This is a genomic window from Anaerococcus sp. mt242 (assembly GCF_016798225.1).
Lineage (GTDB): Bacteria > Bacillota > Clostridia > Tissierellales > Peptoniphilaceae > Anaerococcus.
On sequence record NZ_JAEUYX010000003.1, the window covers coordinates 99731 to 121336 of the forward strand.

General features: G+C 28.9%; 20 protein-coding genes and 2 pseudogenes. All 22 read left to right on the forward strand.

Features of this window, described 5'->3' with window-relative positions; all coding sequences use genetic code 11:
• Positions 1-6 precede the first annotated feature (6 nt).
• Complete coding sequence (gene pfkA / locus JNO63_RS02575; protein WP_203126925.1) at positions 7-966, forward strand: 6-phosphofructokinase; 960 nt, start codon at positions 7-9, stop codon at positions 964-966.
• Between the two features lie 14 nt (positions 967-980).
• Positions 981-2759 carry a pyruvate kinase gene (pyk, locus tag JNO63_RS02580; protein ID WP_203126926.1) on the forward strand — a complete coding sequence of 593 codons (1779 nt, stop codon included), beginning with the start codon at positions 981-983 and terminating at the stop codon, positions 2757-2759.
• Positions 2759-4009 (forward strand): 23S rRNA (uracil(1939)-C(5))-methyltransferase RlmD, encoded by a 1251-nt coding sequence (rlmD, locus tag JNO63_RS02585; RefSeq protein ID WP_203126927.1) that lies wholly within the window; start codon positions 2759-2761, stop codon positions 4007-4009. Before pyk ends, rlmD begins: the two co-directional genes overlap by 1 nt.
• Positions 4010-4245: 236 nt before the next feature.
• A pseudogene (locus tag JNO63_RS08625) lies at positions 4246-4707 on the forward strand (recombinase family protein).
• A 167-nt stretch (positions 4708-4874) separates the two neighbouring features.
• Positions 4875-5153 carry a recombinase family protein gene (locus JNO63_RS08630; protein WP_295884762.1) on the forward strand — a complete coding sequence of 93 codons (279 nt, stop codon included), beginning with the start codon at positions 4875-4877 and terminating at the stop codon, positions 5151-5153.
• Positions 5154-5238: 85 nt separating this feature from the next.
• Positions 5239-6171 carry a hypothetical protein gene (locus tag JNO63_RS02595; RefSeq protein ID WP_203126928.1) on the forward strand — a complete coding sequence of 311 codons (933 nt, stop codon included), beginning with the start codon at positions 5239-5241 and terminating at the stop codon, positions 6169-6171.
• A gap of 704 nt (positions 6172-6875) precedes the next feature.
• Positions 6876-7133: an AbrB/MazE/SpoVT family DNA-binding domain-containing protein gene (locus JNO63_RS02600; RefSeq protein ID WP_203126929.1), complete on the forward strand. Its 258-nt coding sequence runs from the start codon at positions 6876-6878 to the stop codon at positions 7131-7133.
• Positions 7130-8257 carry an alpha/beta fold hydrolase gene (locus JNO63_RS02605; protein ID WP_203126930.1) on the forward strand — a complete coding sequence of 376 codons (1128 nt, stop codon included), beginning with the start codon at positions 7130-7132 and terminating at the stop codon, positions 8255-8257. The genes JNO63_RS02600 and JNO63_RS02605 overlap by 4 nt, the downstream gene beginning before the upstream one ends.
• Positions 8258-8807: 550 nt before the next feature.
• Positions 8808-10355: a hypothetical protein gene (locus JNO63_RS02610; RefSeq protein WP_203126931.1), complete on the forward strand. Its 1548-nt coding sequence runs from the start codon at positions 8808-8810 to the stop codon at positions 10353-10355.
• Complete coding sequence (locus JNO63_RS02615; RefSeq protein WP_203126932.1) at positions 10327-10932, forward strand: response regulator transcription factor; 606 nt, start codon at positions 10327-10329, stop codon at positions 10930-10932. The genes JNO63_RS02610 and JNO63_RS02615 overlap by 29 nt, the downstream gene beginning before the upstream one ends.
• 179 nt (positions 10933-11111) lie before the next feature.
• A complete protein-coding gene (locus tag JNO63_RS02620) occupies positions 11112-11513 on the forward strand; it encodes a hypothetical protein (protein ID WP_203126933.1) in 402 nt (133 codons plus the stop codon).
• Between the two features lie 43 nt (positions 11514-11556).
• Positions 11557-12441, forward strand: a complete 885-nt coding sequence (locus JNO63_RS02625; protein ID WP_203126934.1) for an ABC transporter ATP-binding protein — start codon at positions 11557-11559, stop codon at positions 12439-12441.
• Positions 12425-13150: an ABC transporter permease gene (locus JNO63_RS02630; RefSeq protein WP_203126935.1), complete on the forward strand. Its 726-nt coding sequence runs from the start codon at positions 12425-12427 to the stop codon at positions 13148-13150. Before JNO63_RS02625 ends, JNO63_RS02630 begins: the two co-directional genes overlap by 17 nt.
• Positions 13151-13202: 52 nt before the next feature.
• Complete coding sequence (locus JNO63_RS02635; RefSeq protein ID WP_203126991.1) at positions 13203-13466, forward strand: hypothetical protein; 264 nt, start codon at positions 13203-13205, stop codon at positions 13464-13466.
• 115 nt (positions 13467-13581) lie between these two features.
• Positions 13582-13791, forward strand: coding sequence for an ATP-binding cassette domain-containing protein (locus JNO63_RS08680; RefSeq protein ID WP_295884758.1), 210 nt, complete (start codon positions 13582-13584; stop codon positions 13789-13791).
• 59 nt (positions 13792-13850) lie between these two features.
• Positions 13851-13937: pseudogene (locus tag JNO63_RS08735) on the forward strand (lantibiotic ABC transporter ATP-binding protein); the annotation flags it as partial.
• A 1948-nt stretch (positions 13938-15885) separates the two neighbouring features.
• A complete protein-coding gene (locus tag JNO63_RS02645; protein WP_203126936.1) occupies positions 15886-16650 on the forward strand; it encodes an MBL fold metallo-hydrolase in 765 nt (254 codons plus the stop codon).
• A 372-nt stretch (positions 16651-17022) separates the two neighbouring features.
• Positions 17023-17223 carry a PLDc N-terminal domain-containing protein gene (locus JNO63_RS02650; RefSeq protein ID WP_203126937.1) on the forward strand — a complete coding sequence of 67 codons (201 nt, stop codon included), beginning with the start codon at positions 17023-17025 and terminating at the stop codon, positions 17221-17223.
• Positions 17223-18137, forward strand: coding sequence for an ABC transporter ATP-binding protein (locus tag JNO63_RS02655; protein WP_203126992.1), 915 nt, complete (start codon positions 17223-17225; stop codon positions 18135-18137). Before JNO63_RS02650 ends, JNO63_RS02655 begins: the two co-directional genes overlap by 1 nt.
• Complete coding sequence (locus JNO63_RS02660) at positions 18134-18901, forward strand: ABC transporter permease (RefSeq protein ID WP_203126938.1); 768 nt, start codon at positions 18134-18136, stop codon at positions 18899-18901. The genes JNO63_RS02655 and JNO63_RS02660 overlap by 4 nt, the downstream gene beginning before the upstream one ends.
• A gap of 13 nt (positions 18902-18914) precedes the next feature.
• Positions 18915-20018 carry a helix-turn-helix domain-containing protein gene (locus JNO63_RS02665; protein WP_203126939.1) on the forward strand — a complete coding sequence of 368 codons (1104 nt, stop codon included), beginning with the start codon at positions 18915-18917 and terminating at the stop codon, positions 20016-20018.
• A 316-nt stretch (positions 20019-20334) separates the two neighbouring features.
• Positions 20335-21360 carry an acyl-CoA thioester hydrolase/BAAT C-terminal domain-containing protein gene (locus tag JNO63_RS02670; RefSeq protein WP_203126940.1) on the forward strand — a complete coding sequence of 342 codons (1026 nt, stop codon included), beginning with the start codon at positions 20335-20337 and terminating at the stop codon, positions 21358-21360.
• Positions 21361-21606: the final 246 nt, after the last annotated feature.

The following is a 21606-nucleotide window of genomic DNA, read 5'->3' on the forward strand; positions in this document are numbered from 1 at the left end:
GTTTATATGAATACTATAGGTATTTTAACAAGCGGTGGCGATGCACCTGGTATGAACTCAACCATAAGAGCGGCAGTGAGAACAGCTTTAAATAATGGGATGAGAATAAAGGGTATCAGAAATGGATATGATGGCTTGATGAAAGGTGACATTTATGAAATGAATGTATCATCAGTTGCTGATATTATCCACAAGGGTGGTACCATCCTTGGTACTGCAAGGTCCACAGAATTTACAAACGAAGAAGGCAAAAAAAGAGGAGCTCAAATTTTATCTGATTATGGTATTGAAGGGCTAATCGTTATTGGTGGAGATGGATCATTTAAGGGGGCAAAGGCTCTTTCAGATTTAGGTATAAAAACAATTGGTATACCTGGAACTATCGATAATGATATGGGTTATACTGATTTTACAATTGGATTTTTTACAGCAATGGAGACAGTAAGTGATGCTATCGGTAAACTAAGAGATACATCTAGCTCACACGGACGCGCTGTTGTTATTGAAGTTATGGGTAGACACTGTGGAGACTTAGGTCTTTACTCAGGTCTTGCTGGTGGTGCAGAGTCAATAATTGTGCCAGAACATGAGTTTTCTATTGAAGATATAGTAGAAAAAATGGAGCATGGTAGAAAAAGAGGAAAACTTCACCATCTTATTACCCTTGCAGAAGGTGTCGGCGATCCATACTCTATTGCAAAAGAGTTAGAAGAAAAAACAGGAATTGAGACAAAAGTAACAATTCTGGGCCATGTTCAAAGGGGTGGTTCTCCATCAGTTGTAGATAGACTTTTAGGATCTACTATGGGGGCACACGCTGTAGAACTGCTTTCAGAAGAAAAAACTAATCTTGCGATTGGATATGTAAATGGAAAACTTATTGAAGTTAGCATTGATGAAGCTGTAAACACAAAATCCCAATTTGATGAACATTTATACGAATTAGCAAATAACTTATCAAAGTAGAAAGGAAGTTATAAATGAATCAAGTACCTGATATACTTAAAAAGACCAAAATAGTTTGTACAATTGGACCAGCATCTGAATCTCCAGAAATATTAGAAGAACTAATCAAAAATGGAATGAACGTTGCTAGATTAAACTTCTCACACGGAACTCATGAAGAACACCTTGAAAAAATAAAAACAATCAAAAAAATTAGAAGAAAATTAAATGAACCAATTGCAATTATGCTTGATACAAAGGGACCAGAAATTAGAACTGGTAACTTTACTGTAGATGAAATATTCCTAAAACCAGATGATATATTTACACTTACAACTCGTGATGTAGAGGGAACACAAGATATAGTTTCAGTATCATACGAAGGCCTTCCAAATGATGTTGAAAGGGGATCATATATTTATATCGATGATGGTTTAGTACAACTTGAAGTTATAGAAATAAAAGATGGTACAGATGTAATATGTAGGGCAATCAATAATGGTGTGCTTTCTGACCATAAGGGTGTAAACTTGCCAGGTCGTCAAACAAATCTACCGTCATTAACACCAAAAGATATTGATGATATCAAATTTGGTATTGAAAATGATATAGACTTTATAGCAGCATCATTCGTTCGTAAAAAAGAAGACGTATATGATATTAGACGTGTGCTAGAAGACCACGGTGGAGAACATATCAAAATCTTCTCTAAAATCGAAAGCCAAGAAGGTGTAGATAACCTTGATGAAATCATAGATGCAAGTGATGGTATCATGATTGCTCGTGGTGACTTAGGTATAGAAATCAGAACAGAGCTAATCCCAATTGTTCAAAAAGAAATGATTAGAAAAACAAATCTAGCTGCAAAACCAGTTATAACAGCAACCCAAATGCTAGATTCTATGATCAGAAATCCAAGACCAACCAGAGCAGAAACTACAGACGTTGCTAATGCCATTATTGATGGAACCGACTGTGTAATGCTTTCAGGAGAAACTGCCGGTGGTAAATATCCAGTTGAAGCAGTTCGTACTATGAGAGATATTTGTATTACAACAGAATTATCTGATGACTTTAGAGAAAATATTTACGAAACAGATATTACTTCATCTAATACAACAACAAATGCTATTGCGAAAAATACTTGTCAATTAGCAAAACAACTAGATGCAAAAGCTATCATTTCTTGTACATCAAGTGGTAATACTTCAAGAATAATTTCAAAATTCAAACCACAAACAAATTCTATAGCAGCGACTACCACAGAAAGAGTAGCTCGTCAATTATCAGTAGTTTGGGGAGTATATCCAATAGTAATCCAAGAAGCAGGAGAAACAGATGAACTTATCGATCGCGCAATATTTGGAGCAATTGATAATGGATTTGTATCAGAAGGAGACCTTACAGTAGTAACAGCAGGTATACCACTAGGTATTTCTGGAAACTCAAATTTAATCAAAGTTCATATCATAGGTGATATCATTACAAGTGGTACAGGCATAGGAACAAAATCTGTTTCAGGTAAAGTATGTCTTGCTTCAACAAAAAAAGAACTCGAAGAAAAATTTGAAGAAGGCGACATTATTGTAGCCAAATTTACAGATGCTGATATTACAGAATACATTCAAAAATCAAAAGCTATTGTCACAGAAGAAGGTGGACTAACAAGTCATACAGCAATAGCAGCAGTTCACTTTGGACTTCCAGCAGTAGTTGGAGCATTTAATATTAGAAATCTAGTAAAAGATGGCGATACAATAACAGTAGATCCAATCGGTGGTGTAATTTATAAAGGGGAAGCAAAAGTTATCTAATGATTATAAAAAATATTAAGATAATTGATATCCTACAAGATGGCAGAGGTGTAGCCCGCACAGAAGGCAAAACAGTATTTGTAGAAAATGCTGTTTATGGCGAAACTCTAGATGCCGAAATCCTTGCAGAAAAGAAAAATTTCTTAGAAGCAAGAAAATCACAAACAAAATTAAAAAGTGATTATCAAAGAAAACCTCCATGTCCATATTTTTATGAATGTGGAGGTTGTTCTATAATGGATATTAATTATAAAACACAAATAGACTTAAAACAGAATCTTATAAAAAATGCAATAAAAAAATCCACTGGCATTAATTTAGAAGACATTGAAGTAATTGAAAGCCCAGAATTTAGCTATAGAAATAAAATTAGATTGCAAGTAGATAAAGATGGTGGATTAAATTATCTAGAGACTTATTCTAAAAAAATGGTAAAAATAGATGATTGTCTAATTGCAAATGAAAAAATAGCTGAAAATTTAGTTGATATTGCAAAAATAACCAGAGAGATCAATCAAAAATTTACAGGTATTATAGAAGAAATTTCCATTAGAGCAAGCGAAAAAAATATTTTATTAAACCTGCAAGGAAACTTTAATAATAAAGCTATTGCATACATAAAAGAAAGATATTCAAATAGCATTTATAATATCAACTTATTAGTAGCTAGAGATTTAATTATTATCAGTGGAGAAGGATACCTAGATTATAAAATTGGTCAAAAAGAATTTAAAATAAGTGCCAATGATTTTTACCAGGTAAATGACTACCAGATAGAAAAGTTATATGGTGTGGCCAGAGAATTTTTAGGAGAAAATCAAAAACTCCTAGACCTCTATTGCGGATCAGCAACAAGCTCCATGTCAATAAATGACGATAACATAGTAGGTGTAGAAATAAATAAAAATGCAATAGAAGATGCCAAAGAAAATGCAAAAAGAAATGGACTTCGTGACTATAAATTTATAGCAAAAAATGCAAAATTTATAGATAATAATTTCATAAACAAAGAAAAAATAGACGCAATAACAGTAGACCCACCAAGAGCCGGCCTAGATAAAGAAGTAGTAAAGACAATAGCAAATGCAGATATAGAAAAAATAGTTTATATATCCTGTAATCCTCAGACCTTAGCCCGTGATATAAAAAGATTTATAGACAGGGGATATAAATTAGAAAAAATAAAAGCAGTAGACATGTTCCCTCAGACCATGCATGTGGAGACTGTGGTATTGATGTCAAGAAAATAAGATAATAGGCTATAAGACTGTTTAAATCAATGGCTTTTAAGATTTCTAAAGAAATCCTAAAAGTCATTTTTCTATTTGGAAAACACCTTGTGGGAACACATCAATAGAAAAAATCGAAAAGGTATGTAGACAGGATAGATATTTATAGGGAGAGTGAACAGGATAAATAATATCAGACTACTTATCATGTAATAAAAATTATATAATAGTAATTAGGTTGAATTAAGGAGTTCAATATGAATAAAAAAACAAATCTGATATTATCTAAAAAACAATTCCAAATTCAACGAGTAGGAATCTATGCACGAGTCAGCACGACAGATAAAGAACAGTTAAATAGTTTAGTTGCCCAAATATCTGCTTTAACTAGGCTTGTATATCATTATTACAATTGGAAACTTGTAGATATTTATATTGATATTGCATCAGAAAAAACTAAATCAAGTAGGAAAGGATTCTCAAGAATGGTTGAAGACATAAAGAAATAAGATATTAATATAATCGTTACAAAGAGCGTCAGTAGATTTGGTAGAGATACAGTAGATGCTTTAGAAGCGTTAAAAGTAATAAAGCAAGCCAGTGCAAGAATTATCTTTGAACAAGAAAACCTAGATAGCCAAGAAGATGATACAGATATGATCATATCCATTATGGAATCATTAGCACAATCAGAAAATGAACAGCGAAGTGAAATATAAAATGGGGTCTAAAACAAAGAGCTGCACAAGGCACATCAAAACTTTATAATCGAAAGTGCTATGGCTATGATCATGATGAAAATGGAGAGCTGATTATAAATTTTCAACAAGCAAAAATAGTCAAGAAAATATTTAATTGGTACTTAGATGGGAAAAGTGTCATAGGCATTGTCAAAGAATTTGAAAAAGAAAAGATTAAATCTGCAACAGGGAAAAACAAATGGCCAAAAAGAAGTATTGAAACTATGTTAGAAAATGAAAAGTATACAGGTTCTGTAAAACTATTAGATTCAGTAAATAAAGAAAATTATTATCTTCTAAAAGATAATCACGAAGCAATTATTACCGAGGAAGTATTTAATAAAGTTCAAGAAGAAAAATCAAGTAGGAGTAATCTTGATGAGGAAAATAATAGAAAGAGTAGAAAATATAGTTCGAAAAATTGATTGATCTACAAAAAAATTATAATAATAAAAATTGCTATTTAAAGAAAAAAGTTTTTTCTTATTTTAAATAAAAGATAGGAGTTATATGTTGAATAAAAAAAACAAATTAAAAATCGATGATGTTGAAAATTTAGAATCAGTCATGTCAAGTCACAATTTTAATATTATAAGAAATAATAAACCATTTCCATTTCGAGGTGTAATGAGTATATTTGCATTAATTGTAGTAGGACTAGTTATGCTGATTATTTTTGCTGAAAATTTTACGAATAAGCAAATAAATTTTTTGGGAATTATGGGCGCGACGTTTATATCTTTCTTTGCGGTTTTTTACACAATAAATAAAGAAGGTAGGGATAGTTATATATTAGCAAAAAAATCTGCAGCAGTATTGTCTAAAATTTTAGAATCAGTAGATAACCAAATATCAAGAATAGAAAATGGTATGCTTTATCCTGTTATTTATCCGAAAAATTGGCTTGATTATTATGGAAACTGTTCATTTTATTTAGAATATGATTACATGGAATATCTTTTCAGAGAATTTGAAATTATAGATAAAATAAATTACTGTATTAAAAAAAACGATAAAGAAGAACTTTTAGAGGTGATTAAATATAGAAGAAAAATTCTTACTGATTGGAATACAGACTATGATATTCTCACTACTCGTCTTAACTTATCTAGTTTTTCAATAGGTATGAATGAGATTATATCTTGGAGATTTCAAAAATCTTATAAGGATTTTGAAAAATTTTTTATTGAAAATTATTCTGATAAAGTAAAAGAATTGACTATGGAATATTTAAAAAAGAACAATAATTCCTGTGATGTTAATCTAGCTTTATACTATGTTATGGATAAAATAAGAGAAGACTCTGATTTAAAAGATGGTAGTTATAAATTTGAAGTTATCGAAAATAAAAAAATGGTAAATACAATTTTTAAGGTTTATTTATCGCTTCAAGAAGATGATTTATTTTATTTGTGTTGGGGAGAGCTTCATTTGAATGAATAATAAGAAATATTGATTTGGGGTCTTCAAAATAGCCTAATCAAAATCAATGGTGAAGTAGATAGAATTGACAGCAAAATAATGAAATATCAACAAAATATGAAGTAAACAAGTTTCAGAAAAAAGCATATGTATTACATGTAGAGAGTGTAGTATTGATGTCAAGATTGAAGGACTAAACGGCATAGAAAAGCCTTGAAATAAAGGGGTTTTGATGGTGTTGCCAAGAAAAGATGCATCATCGTAATCCCATTTTCAGATCGTTTAAAACAGCCCTGACTACTGGAAATCCAAGGCAAGGCAAGTAACTACGGAATTGTTTTTTTGACATTTTGAGACAACAAAACTGTTGTCAATGGTGTATTTCTCAACAAACAGGTCAGGAAGATTACCGAATACACTGAATCTCTGGTTAGAAGGCTTAGTGAAAACATTACAGTTTATGATGAGAAACAGGCTGTGGAATTCAAATCAAGTCTTGAGATAGAAAGCGGTGGATAAAAATAATATATCAGGATAGGTCACCTCGTCAGGCAATGACGGGGTGATTTTTTTGTAAAAATGCTTTAAAAATAGAAAGCATATGAAACTGCTACAACATTGTCGAGTTGATATTTACATAATTTTTACTTGAAAAGACAATAACACATGATATAATTAGTATGAAATGTATAACAAAGAATACTGATTGTTAAGGAGATAAAGATATGAAAAAAAGCAAGCAGAGTCAAACAAACTTGGAATATGAGAATAAAACTGAGAAAAACGAACAAGGGTTTTATGCATGGACTGCAAAAGTTGGCACTAAAGGGCAGATTGTAATTCCAAAAGAGGCAAGGAAATTGTTCCATATCGAAAGTGGTGACACAATCCTCCTGCTGGGTGATCAAAATCAGGGAATAGCATTGATAAGCGGTGATAAAATGACTGAGATGCTACAGGCAATTAAGGGGGAAATACTATGAAACGTATGAAACGATTAAAAATCATTATAGTTGTTTTGATAGTGATAGTTGTGATTTTAGTAGGCTTTGCATATCGAACGCTTTACTTTGATTATGGAAACGATCGGTTTATGAAGAAAAAGGGGAAGCAATTAGGATTTACAGAAAAAGTGTACAAGACAGCTGATGGTAGTGAAATAGCATACTTAGAAGGACCTGATAATGGGGAGCCGCTTTTACTAATTCACGGTCAGATGGTATCAAAAGAAGATTATACAAAAGTTTTACCGGAACTCTCAAATCATTTTCACATCTTTGCAGTAGACTGTTACGGACATGGAAAATCATCTAAAAATCCAGACAAGTATCAGCTTATTTCCATTCGTGATGATTTGATTGATTTTATGAGAGATGTAATCCGTGATAAAACATTTCTTTCGGGGCATTCTTCCGGAGCTTTAATATCTGCGGCCATAGCATCAAAAGACAAAGAACAGGTGAAGGGACTTCTCCTTGAAGATGGACCTTTCTTCTCTACTGAGCCAGGTAGAGCCGAACATACTTTTTCTTATCTTGAGTTTAAGACGATCCATGATTTTCTTTCGCAAAAAGTGGAGAAGAATTATACGAGATATTATCTTGATAATACTTATATGAAATCACTTTTCAATAAAGATGGAAAAAATAATTGGGACTTTATAGTCAAAAATCCTTTTTCCGAGAGAATTAGGGAAAATAGTGGGAAAATGCCAATTGTTTGGTATTATCCTCCTGAAATCGGTCTGAATGGAATTATATTCTTAACGCGTAATATGCAGGACGGAACAGGAAACTATGATTTAAGATTTGGGGAGACTTTTTACGATTTTTCCTGGTTTGATGGAGTTGACCAGAAAAAGATGTTGAGCGAAATAGAATGCCCGACGATCATTCTTCATGTTGCGCCTTCAAAGGAAACTGCGCCGAGCTATTATGATGAAAAAGGAATATTACTATCTGCCATGGACGAAAAAGATGCAGAAGAAGTTCATACTTTAATCAAAAACAGTACGCTTAAATCTGGTTATGAATCAAGTCACGATATTCATGCTGACTTACCGGAACAGTTCGTTGATGCAATGATGGAGATGAAGCAGCAGAAGTAGCGGATATGCCCATTGAACGGGCATTGACATTTACCCGGAAACATCATTTTTTTTGCCAACTTCTATCGTGCAACGAGCGTGGAGGCTCTCTTCCAAATGTATCGTTATCGTCAGGGTGGTCTTGGTACATGTGGAGACGGTAGTCTTACTTGAGAAAAAATAAATACTTCATATGACTTTTAGGATAAAGAATATGTTCTAGAAGTCTTTTTTAGTATCCTTGCTTTTCTTAAAAAAGAATTTGATTTATTGTAATAATAAAAATATTGGAATTATCATTACAAAAGATAGTTATTTATGAAGAGGAACTTATGACGATTTTACATTTGAGAATAAGATTAACATAGAAAAAATTTAGTTTTACAAAATTTATACACATAAGTTAGCAGTAATTTGTTTTACTTGAGCTTATAATTAAATATAGGATTAAATATAGATAAATCAAAAAGTTTAATATAGAAATAACAATAATATAGATAGTGGAATTGAATTAAACTTAATTTTAATATTGGGATTGAAGACATAAATAGCATTAGAAAAGGAGTGTAGGTTGAAAAAACAAAATGTAATTTTAATTATGCATTTATTACTGCAAGTTATTTTATTTATGCCTATAGCACCATTTATAAAATATCAGCAAACATTAGATGTGGGAATTTTTATAGTATTTTTACTAAGCATTATTAATTTTATAGCCTATATCGTATGTGTGTTAAATTCTGAAAAAAATTATATACTGATTCATAGCCTAGTAGTTGAATTATTTATTATTTTCAATTTTTTAGAAGATTTAATATTAAGAGACTTATTAATAGGAAAACATATTGAACTATTAATCTATAGCTTGATATTATTTGCAAGTTTTAATCTTATAAATCCATCGAATAAAAATAAGTTCATGCCATTAATTACAACAATAGGAATTATTATATCGATAATAATGATGGAATTTAATACTTCTCTAGCATATTCAATATTTAATTATGTTGTGATTATTTTATTATTGACTCCAATAATATTATATTCAAAGGATAAAAACATTCGAAAATATGAAAGTAAAACAATTATAATATTGCAAACTCTGTTTACAATAACTTTTTTCATATACAAGAAGTATGAAGGCGAGGGGCTTGTTTCTATAAGTGAGTATCAATTATTTACATGTATCTTCATTGAATTTGTATTGTTATATAGGATTAGTAAGACAAAAATTAAAAGCGGTTTAGTATTTTTTTCCCGTTCTTTGAGAAAAATATTTCCTGAATTTATCATTTTATTTATAATGTTGTATTTAACATCAATATCTTTTCCAGGAGTTACATTATTTTCTTTAAGCTTTTTTATGTTTTTAGTAGAATTTAGATTGTACGAAAAATATAAAAAATCTAACTTGATAACTTTTGAGGAAATGTTGGATAACTATTATGTTGAAAAACATAGAAATTTAGAAATTGAAAAATTAAATACTTTAAGGATACAGACATTTTTACATGATGACATTCTACAGATTATAATAGCAATACGAAGGTGGATAGAAGATAATCTTTCAGGATCTGGCAAAAAATACATTATAGAAAACCTGGATAAGTTAAATGATCTGATTCGCCATGAAATAAATTCATTTAATCCAATGTTAAATGATTATAATTCTCTATATGACGCATATAACAGACTTATAGTAGATTTAGAAAACATGTATTTAAACAATAATATGCTTATAGAATTTGAGTGTGATAGAAATATAGATTTGCCCAGTCCGTACGCCGAGTTAATTTATAAATGTATTAATGAATTATTAATAAATGCATTAAAACATTCAAAAGGTTATAGTACTGACATTATTCTCAAAACGGTAAACGATAAAATCAATCTTAAAATAACAAATTATGGGGATTATTTAGAAGATGAAGAAAAAATAGTAGAGGGAAATATAGGATTAAATATATTAAGGTTTAACTTAAGCGAATATGGTGGAAAATTTCATTTTTATTTTTCTAAAAATCAAAATGAATTGGATGAATCATTTGTAGAATTTAAAATAGAAGTTCCAGTAGATAGGAGTGTAGTAAATGAAAATCTTATTAATAGAAGATCATAAAATGGTCGCAACTTCTTTAAAAATGAGCTTAGAGACGGACGAATCTATTTCTGTAGATATAGTAAATAATGTTACAGACCTTAGCATAAATGAATCCATCCTTAACTATGATTTGTTACTAGTAGATATTAATTTGACAGGAATAGATGGAACAATAAATGGTTTAGATCTGACAGAAGAACTGATTAATATATATGAAGACTTAAAAATTGTAATTTTAACTGCGTATAAATTAGACTTCTACATTAAAAGAGCAAAAAGAATTGGTTGTAAAGGATTTATTTCCAAAGAAGAAGAGACAACTAAACTAATAGAGGATATAAAATCTATAGTTCTGGAAGATAAAGCTATATTTTCAGAAGAAAATTATATGGTAGAGCCATTAACAAAAAGTGAAATCCATATAGTTAAACTTTATTCAAACGGACTATCAAGGAAAGAGTTAGCTAAAGAACTAAATACAAATGTAAGAAGCCTAGCAGTATCATTATCAAGAATTTATCAAAAGTTAGGTGTTAGAAATTATCAAGAATTGATAGATAAAGTACGTGAATTAGGGTACGTAGATTCATTTTAAAGACAAGCATTAGAATTTTATAATTCTAATGCTTTTTTTATTCACAAAAGTTAGCTGAAGTGAAATTTTATTTATATTAGAATGTTAAAAGAATGAGTCATGTAATATATATTTTATGTTCATGAGTATAGAAGTAACTTATTTTTAGTATTAGAAATTAATAAAAAGGAGAGATAGAAGTGAAAAAATCAAAATTTAAAATTGCTATAATAATACTTATCTTAGCATTTGTTGTATTATTATTTAATGCTAGAAAAGATAAAAATTGGGTTGCAGATTATTCGGAGAATGAGAACATTAAAACATATAGTCTATTGATAACTAATAATAAAAATGAAGATATTAATAAACAGTTTAAATCTCTAGCTTTAAATGAAAAAATGTATTTGAGGATACTTAATATTGATAAGACTAATGAAGAAAAAAGTAATATAGATATTGATAATAATAAAATACCTTATATCATCATGGTAGATAATGGGCGTCCTAAAAATGTAATATCTTTAGAAAGATATAATGAGTTAGAAAATAATTTAAAAGAATATTTAGATGAAGAATTAGATAAAGATTATTTTGACTAACTTATTATTCTAAGATTCATATACAAAAAGGAGAAGAATGTAAATGAATTACCTACAAATAACACATTTAACAAAATCATATGGGAAAACTATAATTTTAGATAATGTAAATTTGTCAATAGATAGAGGAGAAATAGTTGGGTTACTTGGTAGAAATGGAGCAGGTAAATCTACTTTAATGAAATGTATAGTTGGATTAGTAAGGAAAGATTCTGGAACGATAAAATTTAATGGTGTAGTTTCTAATAAATTCGGATATTTGATTGAATATCCAGCTTTTTATCCAAACTTATCCGCATATGATAATTTGAAAATTTTTGCGTCAATATTAAATGTAAGTGATAAAAGAATTAAAGATATCATAGATATAGTGGGTCTTACAAAGCATGGAGATAAAATATTCGCAAATTATTCTTTAGGAATGAAACAAAGGCTTGGCTTAGGGCGAGTTTTGTTAACTGATCCGGATTTGTTGATATTAGATGAACCTTTTAATGGATTAGATCCTTCAGGAATAATAGAAATTAGAGAATTATTAAAAGAATTAGCAAAATCAGGAAAATCTATCTTAATATCAAGTCATAATTTACCAGAAATCGAAAGAATTGTGAATCAAATCAATCTACTTCATAACACAAAAATAGTTAAGAGTGTGAATATAAACGAAATTCATAAAGAAAAGAGATTGGTAATTAAATCGAAAGATTCCGAAAAAATTATGGGAATTCTTAAAACACATAAGTTAAATCAAAACTATCTAGTAGATGAAAATGCTATAAAAATAGATGGTAATGATATAAATTCTGAAATGATTATCCAATTAATATATTCTAATGGAGGTAGAATTTCAGAAATATATTATGAGAAAACTACGTTGGAAGATTATTTTGAGGAAATAGCGGGTGATATATATGAAGAAATTAAATAGAGAATTATTAAAACTTAAGAACACAAAAATTTATACTTACTCAATATATTTTTCATTACTATTAATAGGTATGTTAGTTATTAAGGATATTTTTATGTGTGAATCAGTAAGTAGGGTAGGACTAAATGAGTGGATAAAATCTAATATAATGATTGGAAATTTTATATTTATACATGCAATAAGTATTACTTTTATTACGTTAATATTTCAAAGGGAATACGCAAATAATATAGTACAAAATATTTTACCTTATATTGAAAGAAAAAGTAGTTTTATTATTGAAAAAATAATTACATGGTTTAGATTGCATTTAATAATGACACTTATTAGCTTTTTATTTACCATGATTGGTGGAATAATAATTTTTAAAGAACTAAATATATCTGATTATATTATTTCATTGATACCATTATATTCTAAGACTTGTATACTAGGTTTTGCTATATTACTTCCAAACTTAATAATTTGTATTTTACAGAGAAACTCATTTGTATTATCGTTAATATCAGGCACTCTTTCTATTATACTTTCAGTAGGAATATTACAGTCAAGTAATATATTACCTTATGTTTTACCATGGAGTTCCGCCTTCATATTAATATTTAATAGTAACAATCCTTATGTTTATTGGGAAGTCGCCTCTATATTGATTCTATCATTATTATCATTTATAGTTTCGATTAAAGTATTGAAAAAACAAGAATTTTGATGAAATAATTTGAGATAAAAATATTTAATATTTAAAATTAAGTGGAGTGAATATTTGTGAAAAAACTAGTAGAAATTTATTTGCACTTGGTGCGATTATATTTGTAATATCATATTTTATACCTTTAGATTTATTTAATACCTTTACAAATTTAAAGCCAACAGGACTTACATCTATGTTTGTTTGTCCGATTATTGGACTAGTAGGATCAATATTTGGAATTAAAGAAAGTAACAAGTTATTTATAGTATTGAATGTACTTTTAATCTTATTACTGCCTATAGCAATGTTTGCTGGACATATTATTGCAACATAATTAGATTATGAGTGTATAAAAACTATATTTTAGCGCTGGAGAGTAATGAATTAGTATAATTGAACAAGCAACTATTGAAACAAAAAATTATAAACATAACACAACTCTTAACAATATTAATTTAAAGTTAGAAAAAGGTAAAGTTTATGGATTTGTTGGGGAAAATGGTGCAGGTAAGACCACATTTATAAGAATGATTACAGGTCTAGCTTTTCCAACTAGTGGTGAATTATTACTTTTTGGAAACTCAAATGAAAAAGAGCTACAAAAGGTCAGGATAAAGATAGGAGCCTTAGTTGAAGATCCTTCTTATATCCTTTTATGAGTGCTAAAGAGAATTTAAAGGCTCAACAGATTTAATTAGGAAAAGAAGATGAGCGTGAGATAGATGAATTTTTAGAACTTGTTGGACTTAGTAGTGTAGGAAATAAAAAAGTACGTAATTTTTCTTTGGGCATGAAGCAAAGACTTGGAATAGCCATGTCACTTGTAGGAGATCCGGATTTTCTTATTTGGGATGAACCAATAAACGGTTTAGATCTAGAAGGAATAAAAGAAATTAGAATTCTCGTAGATGACTTAAATAAAAAAAGATAAAACATTTTTAATTTCAAGTCATATTTTAGGAGAGCTTGAGAATACTGCGATAGATTTCATTATAATAGATAAGGGAAATATCATAGAAGAAATGAAATTTCTAAAGATGAATTTTTAAATAAAAGAAGAGACTATGTCTATCTAGTTACCAGCGATAACAGTAGTATAATCAGTATATCAAAAGACAAGATTCCTGATGTAGGCACAAATATAGAAGGAGAACATCTATTAATAGAAAACTTTAGTGAGAATGTTGAGGATTTATCTATCTTGCTTTCTAAAAATCAAATCAATATAAGAGAAATGCGTAACGAAAAAGAATCACTAGAAAACTATGTATTTGCAAAGATAAGGTCATAGTTATGAAGGATATACTAAAATTAGAATTTTATCAAATAACAAGAGATAAAAAGAACCTATTTATTTTGATTGCATCTTTAATCATAAGTTCTGTTTTACTACTAGATAGCGATAGAAGTTTTATATCAAACTCTTTACAATATGTCTCTTATTTTTATAGTTGTGAATGTGTTTATCTCTTTATATATTGGTGATAATTTTTCTGAAATACAAATTAATAGACATATTGCGTCAGGCCATAAGAGAAAAGATGTAGTATTTGCACAAAATATTGTACTCTAATATGATTTTAATATTACAACCACTTGATGTAACTATTATTTTTGCATCAATAAAGGTCTGGGGCGAAATGTATTTATTATCATAAGGGATAACTATTATATTAATAAATATTTTATTAAATAGTGCTTTCATAAGTGTAATTATATATTTAGCAATTTTGTTAAAAAAACCAGGTATGATATTAGTGACATCCACTGGTCTATACTTTTTGATGATTTTTTATTAAATTCACAAAATGCTTTAAGCTTTGCTCATATACTCCCATTAGGACAAGCAAGGCTGCTGATAGAGAATACAACAGGAAATATTGAAGCGCTGTTTGTTTCTCTAGCCTATTTAGTGTTCTTTAATGCCTTGGCAGTAGTATACTTTAGAAAATGTGATTTGAAATAGGAGGGCAAAATAAAAAAACTAATAAATAAAGACTTATATCAAATAAAACACAATAAAATTGTATTATTCTCCTTGTTAGCCATTATACTAATGGGGATTTCTGGCGCAGAAAGTTATATTTTAGATTTAAGAAGTAGTAAATATGCCATTGATATATTTGACGCTATGGTTTTTGATTCTACAGTAAAGTGATACTAGCAGTGCTTATAACTTCATCATTATAGGGAATAGAATTTTAAAATAGCACTATAAATAATGATATTTATTCTGGCAATTCAAGAAAGAATATATTTTTTTCTAAAATTATAGTTTACTTAATCATTTATAATTTAATCATTATAGTTTTTCCTATAGCAGGATGTATATGAACGATTTCAAAATTTGGCTTTGCTATGAGTGCAGCAGATGAATTGGTTCATATAATAAAGATTACTCTTTACTCTATACTGTTAAATAGTGCTATGTTTTCTGTATGTGTTTTTATTGTATTTATGTCTAGATATAGGAAAGACTTTAAGATTATCAGCAATATATATTCTATCATTTTCCTTATTAATGGTTTATGGAAAGCCAAAAAGCTTATTTGATAAAGTAAGTATACTAAACTTTCTTCCACTAATAGAGATTAGATATGTAGTTTACGAGAATCTAAGTTATATAGGTCATATTATGAATGTTATTGGTACATTGATAATTTTCATATTTTTACTATACTAGCGAGTAAAACTTTTATGAAAGCAGAATGTAAAAAGAATGAGAAAGAGAACGCTCAATTAGGTTATTAATTATGGATACTTGGTTTACAATAGAAAAGATAGATTCTCAAACATTTGCATTAGGTGAATACAAACACTGGGAAGAGACTCATTGCTACTTATTATGTGGAGAGAATAAGGCACTCTTAATAGACACAGGACTCGGTGTATCAAATATTAAAGAAGTTGTAGAAGAATTAACAGATTTACCAGTTACAGTTTTTACTACACATGTTCATTGGGATCACATTGGTGGCCATAGATATTTTGATTGTATTGGTGTTCACAAAGAAGAAAAAGAATGGCTTTCAAAAAAATTTCCTCTTCCATTAGAAGTTGTAAAAAAGCAATTAACAGAGAAAGCACACAATTTTCCTTGTGATTTTAATATTGATGACTATAAGATTTTCCAAGTAAAGCCACAAATAGTTTTTCAAGATAGCTATACATTTGATTTAGGCGGGAGAACTATTGAGGTTATACATACACCGGGACATTCTCCTGGTCATTGTTGTTTTTATGAACATGAAAGGAAATATTTATATTCTGGAGATTTAATTTATAAAGGATGTCTATACGCTTTTTATCCTACAACTGATCCTAAATTATTTTATAAATCAATAAAAAAGATACAAAAATATGATATTAAAAGAGTTTTGCCTGGTCATCATGATTTAAATATTACAAGCTCATTAATTAATGAGATAGAGGATGGCTTTAGATTATTAGAATCAAGAGGAGATTTGAAACAGGGAAAAGGGATATTCAATTTCGGTAACTATCAAATTCAGATTTGATCCTTAAATTATATTAGATATATTCCATATATGATGGTTTAAAAAATCAAATGTTTTCCATAATTATCACTCAAGTCTGTAATATTGACGTCAATAAATTAAATACTTGAATAAATCTTAAATCTACATAATTAAACTAAAAACATCTTATGGTAAAATCTAAATTAGATATTTATGTAGTTGAATAAAAAGTAATTCAAGGTATATATTTTAAAAGTAAGTAGGCCTGTACCAATTTTGGTGCAGGCCATTTTATTGGTCTTAATTAATGTAGACTTTCCTTATAGTTAATAAAAATAAAATAAGTATACTAATAGTTTCTTGATGGTTTATTAAATAAAATGATAGGATACAAATAAAGGAGGAGATAATATGGACTTTATTAGAGAATTTTTTCCTGTTCTTTTACCTATTGTTATCTTGGAGATTATACTTATGATTTATGCTTTAAGTCATGTTTTAAAACACGATAGATACAAATTTGGCAGTAGAACCATGTGGATTTTAATTGTGATTTTTATTCAAATTATTGGACCTATTTTATACTTAACAATAGGTAGGGAGGAAGAATGATGGAAGCACTTAAAATTGAAAATCTTCATAAATCTTTCGGAAAAAACACGATTATTAATGGCTTATCCATGTCGATTCCTGAAAATACAATCTTTGGGTTTTTAGGTAAAAATGGTGCTGGAAAAACTACGACAATGAAAATGATTTTAGGATTTTTGAAAATTGATGAAGGCTCAATTGAAGTATTTGGAGAAAAAGTTAGCTTTGGTCAGTCAAAAACCAATCGATTTATCGGATATCTTCCAGATGTACCTGAATTTTATGGCTATATGACTGCAAAAGAATATCTCAATTTATGTGGATCTATAACTGGTCTTAGCAAAGATGAAATTAAAAACAAGAGCGAGGAACTTTTAGAATTGGTGGGATTAAGGGATGTCAATAAAAGAATTAGTGGCTATTCTAGAGGCATGAAACAGCGCTTGGGTATAGCCCAAGCCTTGTTAAATAGTCCCAAATTATTAATATGTGATGAACCAACTTCCGCCCTTGATCCACTTGGAAGAAAAGAGATATTAGACATCATATTAAAGATAAAAGACTCTACAACTGTTATTTTTTCCACACATATTTTATCGGATGTTGAAGCGATCTGCGATCATGTTGTGGTGCTTGATAAAGGAAAAAATGTACTAGAAGGTTCGATAGATGAGCTAAAAAATATAAAGAGAAAAAATACAATTAAAATCAGGTTTAAGTCGAACAAAGAGCTAAAGGTATTTAAGTCACTAGATAAATTTTCAAATCTTGTAACGAATGAAAAAGGAGATATTTTATACCTTACAGACGAAGACAATAAAATAAAAGATATTGATATTTTATATGAGCTATATAAGCTAAACATATTTCCTCTAGAAATAAAAATAGAAGAACCTACATTAGAAAATATTTTTATGGAGGTGACGAAAGCATGAGGATATTTTTATCTCTATTGAAGAAAGAAGCTATTGAAGGTTCAAGGACTAAAAAAATGATTTCTACCTTTATCCTGTTCTTGTTTATAGGGTTAATAAGTCCTTTGACAGCGAAATTAACTCCCATGATACTTCAATCCATAGCTACAGGCAATATAGATATTAACGCAGTACCACCATCAGAAATTGACTCTTGGACACAATTCTTTAAAAACATTAGTCAAATAGGTATGCTTGGCTTAGCCATTATACTAAGTACACAAATGGCAAATGAATTCCAAAAGGGAACCTTAATTAATTTGTTATCTAAGGGACTGCCAAGGTATCAAGTAGTGCTATCGAAGATTTTTTATAATTTCATTTTGTGGTTTATTGCTTACTTTGGTTCTTTTATACTTACTTATTTCTATACAAAGTACTTTTTCGGGATTTCATTTCCTATAATAAATATACTTATGGCAGCCTTGCTTCCTTTTATATTTGGTTTATTTTTAATAGCGTTAGAGATATTGTCTGGAGTGATTTCAGGAAATGTTATAGGTACATTAATATTAACGACCGCTGGGATTGTGATTCAACTTATATTATCCATTCGAGATGAAATTGTTAAATACATGCCTATTGCATTAATAGGAAAGCCTGTGAATCTTATAAAAGGAATTGGATATGATGACTACTATGTACCGATTATTACAGGCAGCATTTTGGTTATAATCTGTATCGTAATTTCGATTGCTGTAATAAACAAAAAACAAATCAGCTAGGAGGTAAAATATAATGATAAAAATTGGAGGAAATATTCTTCAGAAACGAAAAGAAAGAGGTATAACTCAGGAGGAATTAGCAGAATTCATGATGGTGACAAAAGCGTCCGTATCAAAATGGGAGACAGGTCAAAGCCATCCAGATATTTTACTTCTACCAAAACTTGCCACTTTTTTCAATATAAGTGTGGATGATTTAATAGGATATGACCCAGATTTATCTTCAGCTCAAATAAAAAAAATTTATATAGACTTAGAGAACCGTGTCTTAGATGCAGGTATGGATAGTATCGTAGAAGATATAGAAATTAAAATAAAACAATATTATTCTTGTTTTGAACTTCTTTATTACATGGCTTTGTTTATTTTGAACCATTGTGATTTAGCAACTGATGATGTGAAAAAAGAAGAATATCTCGAATACGCAAATAATATATTAAAAAGAGTGTGTGAAGATTCGAAAGATCCTATACTTAAAGATCAATCATTGAGCTTAAGGGCAGCCTGTTTAATTAGTTTAGGAAAACCGGAAGAAGCATTAAATATTTTGCCTTCTTCTGACATGCTATCTATATCAAAAGATTGCTTGGTGGCTTCAGCTTATTTAAAAACGAAGGAAGAAAATAAAGTAGATCAAAAACTTCAAGTAATGATTTATAAGAACATAATTGATTTAATCACCCTTCTTATGATGAAGAGTAGTTTGCATGATGACGATCGGGTCGAAACATTGGAAAGAGTGGAAGATTTAATAGAAACTTTTAATCTCATTGAAATAAATGTTTCTATTGTTTTAAATTTCTATTTATCCTTGGCAACTCATTATATTGAATATAATAACCCAAAACTCTCTATTCAATATGTAGAAAAATTACTCAACCTGCTAATAAAAAGCAAGGAAAAATCTTTTAATATAAGAGGAGATGAGTATTTTGATCAAATAGATAAATGGATTGATGAAAATTTATTATTATCTACTAAGCCAAATAGAAGTGACGATATGATTGCTCGTTCTTATATAGGATTATTAACTAATAATGAGAGTTTTAAAGATATTATTATTCAGGAAAAAATAAAGCTATTAGTTGATAAGGTTAAAGAAATCTATTCATTCTAATTAAAAGTCTATTGTAAAAATAAAAGCTTATAATTTTCATAAACTATAAGCTTTTATTTTTTGTTTCTATCATTAAGAATAAAAAAATTACTCAAAAACATCATTTCATACGAATGAATACAATAAATAAAAAAATAGAGTAATATTAAAAATTGATCTTATTGATATGTCCATGACATATCAGATTGAAATAAATGTATTTATTTATATAAAATAAGCATATAAATATAAAAAAAGGTTTCATTAATGTAGTTTGAAAAATAAATTTCATTCTAAAATTGGGTATAATTTTGTTAAGATTAGGAGGATTTAATAAATGAAAAAGATTTTAAAAAGAACTTTTTTCATAGCATTGGGCTTATTTGCTATAATTTTTGTAGTTAGAGTCTATAATGACTACAAGTACAAAGATTCTAATAATGTGGAAACTCCTGAATACTACAAGGATGTAAGAAATATTAGTCTTTACCCAACAGACATTGAAGGTGTAGATGTTAGATATGTTGATGAGAGAAGCTTGCAGGGATTTCAATTTACTCCTAAAAAGAAACTGTATAATGGTGTAGTACTTTGTTTTGGAGGATCTGAGGGCAGCCCAAATTTTGAAACTGCACAAAAGTTATCTCAAAAAGGTTTTGAAACATTTGCAATATTTATGTTCGGTATGAAGAATCAGCAAGATACATTGGTAAGAATACCATTAGAACAATTTGAAGATATACTAGCTTATCTACACAAGACTATGGATGATCAAGTTCCGATAAGTATTATAGCAGCATCAAAAGGAGCTGAATATGTCCTTAATCTAGCAAGTAAATATCCAGAAATTTCAAATTTAGTTTTGATTGCTCCATCAAGTTATAATTTTGCAGGGCTAGACTTTAATGATTATGGCTCTTCTTGGACATATAAGGGAGAAGAACTTCCCTATATAGATATAAAAAAAGGATCTTTTGGCTCTTTCTTTAAAAATATTGTTTTATCTTCAATTGTAAACGCACCAATTTCTTACAAAGATACATATACAAGCGCAGTAGAATCTGACTCAAATAGAGAAGAAAAAATGATACCGATAAAGGATGTAAAGGCAAATATTTTGATGATTGCGGGAGTTGAGGACGCTATGTGGGACAGCTTAAATATGGCAAATATCATTAAGAATCAATCACCTCATGCAAAGCTACTTTCCTATGAAGGTGCTGGACATATTTTTGGAGCTAACGGTATATTAAACTTGGAGAATATGAGAATAAAAACAGGTGGAAATTTAAAAGCAAATCAAAAGGCTCAAGTAGAGTCAGAAGAAGCTATTGAAAACTTTTTGAAAGATCAACATAAATAATCCACTGTTTTTAAATAAAATATTATTTGAATCCATTATTTGTTTATTTTACGCATTAAAGATGGCCGAGAAATTAGTATGTATATAAATTGATTAAGATTTTATCAAAGAATTCTATACTATAATTATTAGATAGTAGATATGAAATTATACATAGATTGGAGTTATTTATAGTGAAAATTTTTGAGTTATTAAAACAAAATTTTCATTTTATATTAATATTTATTGGGTTGATACTCTTTTCCT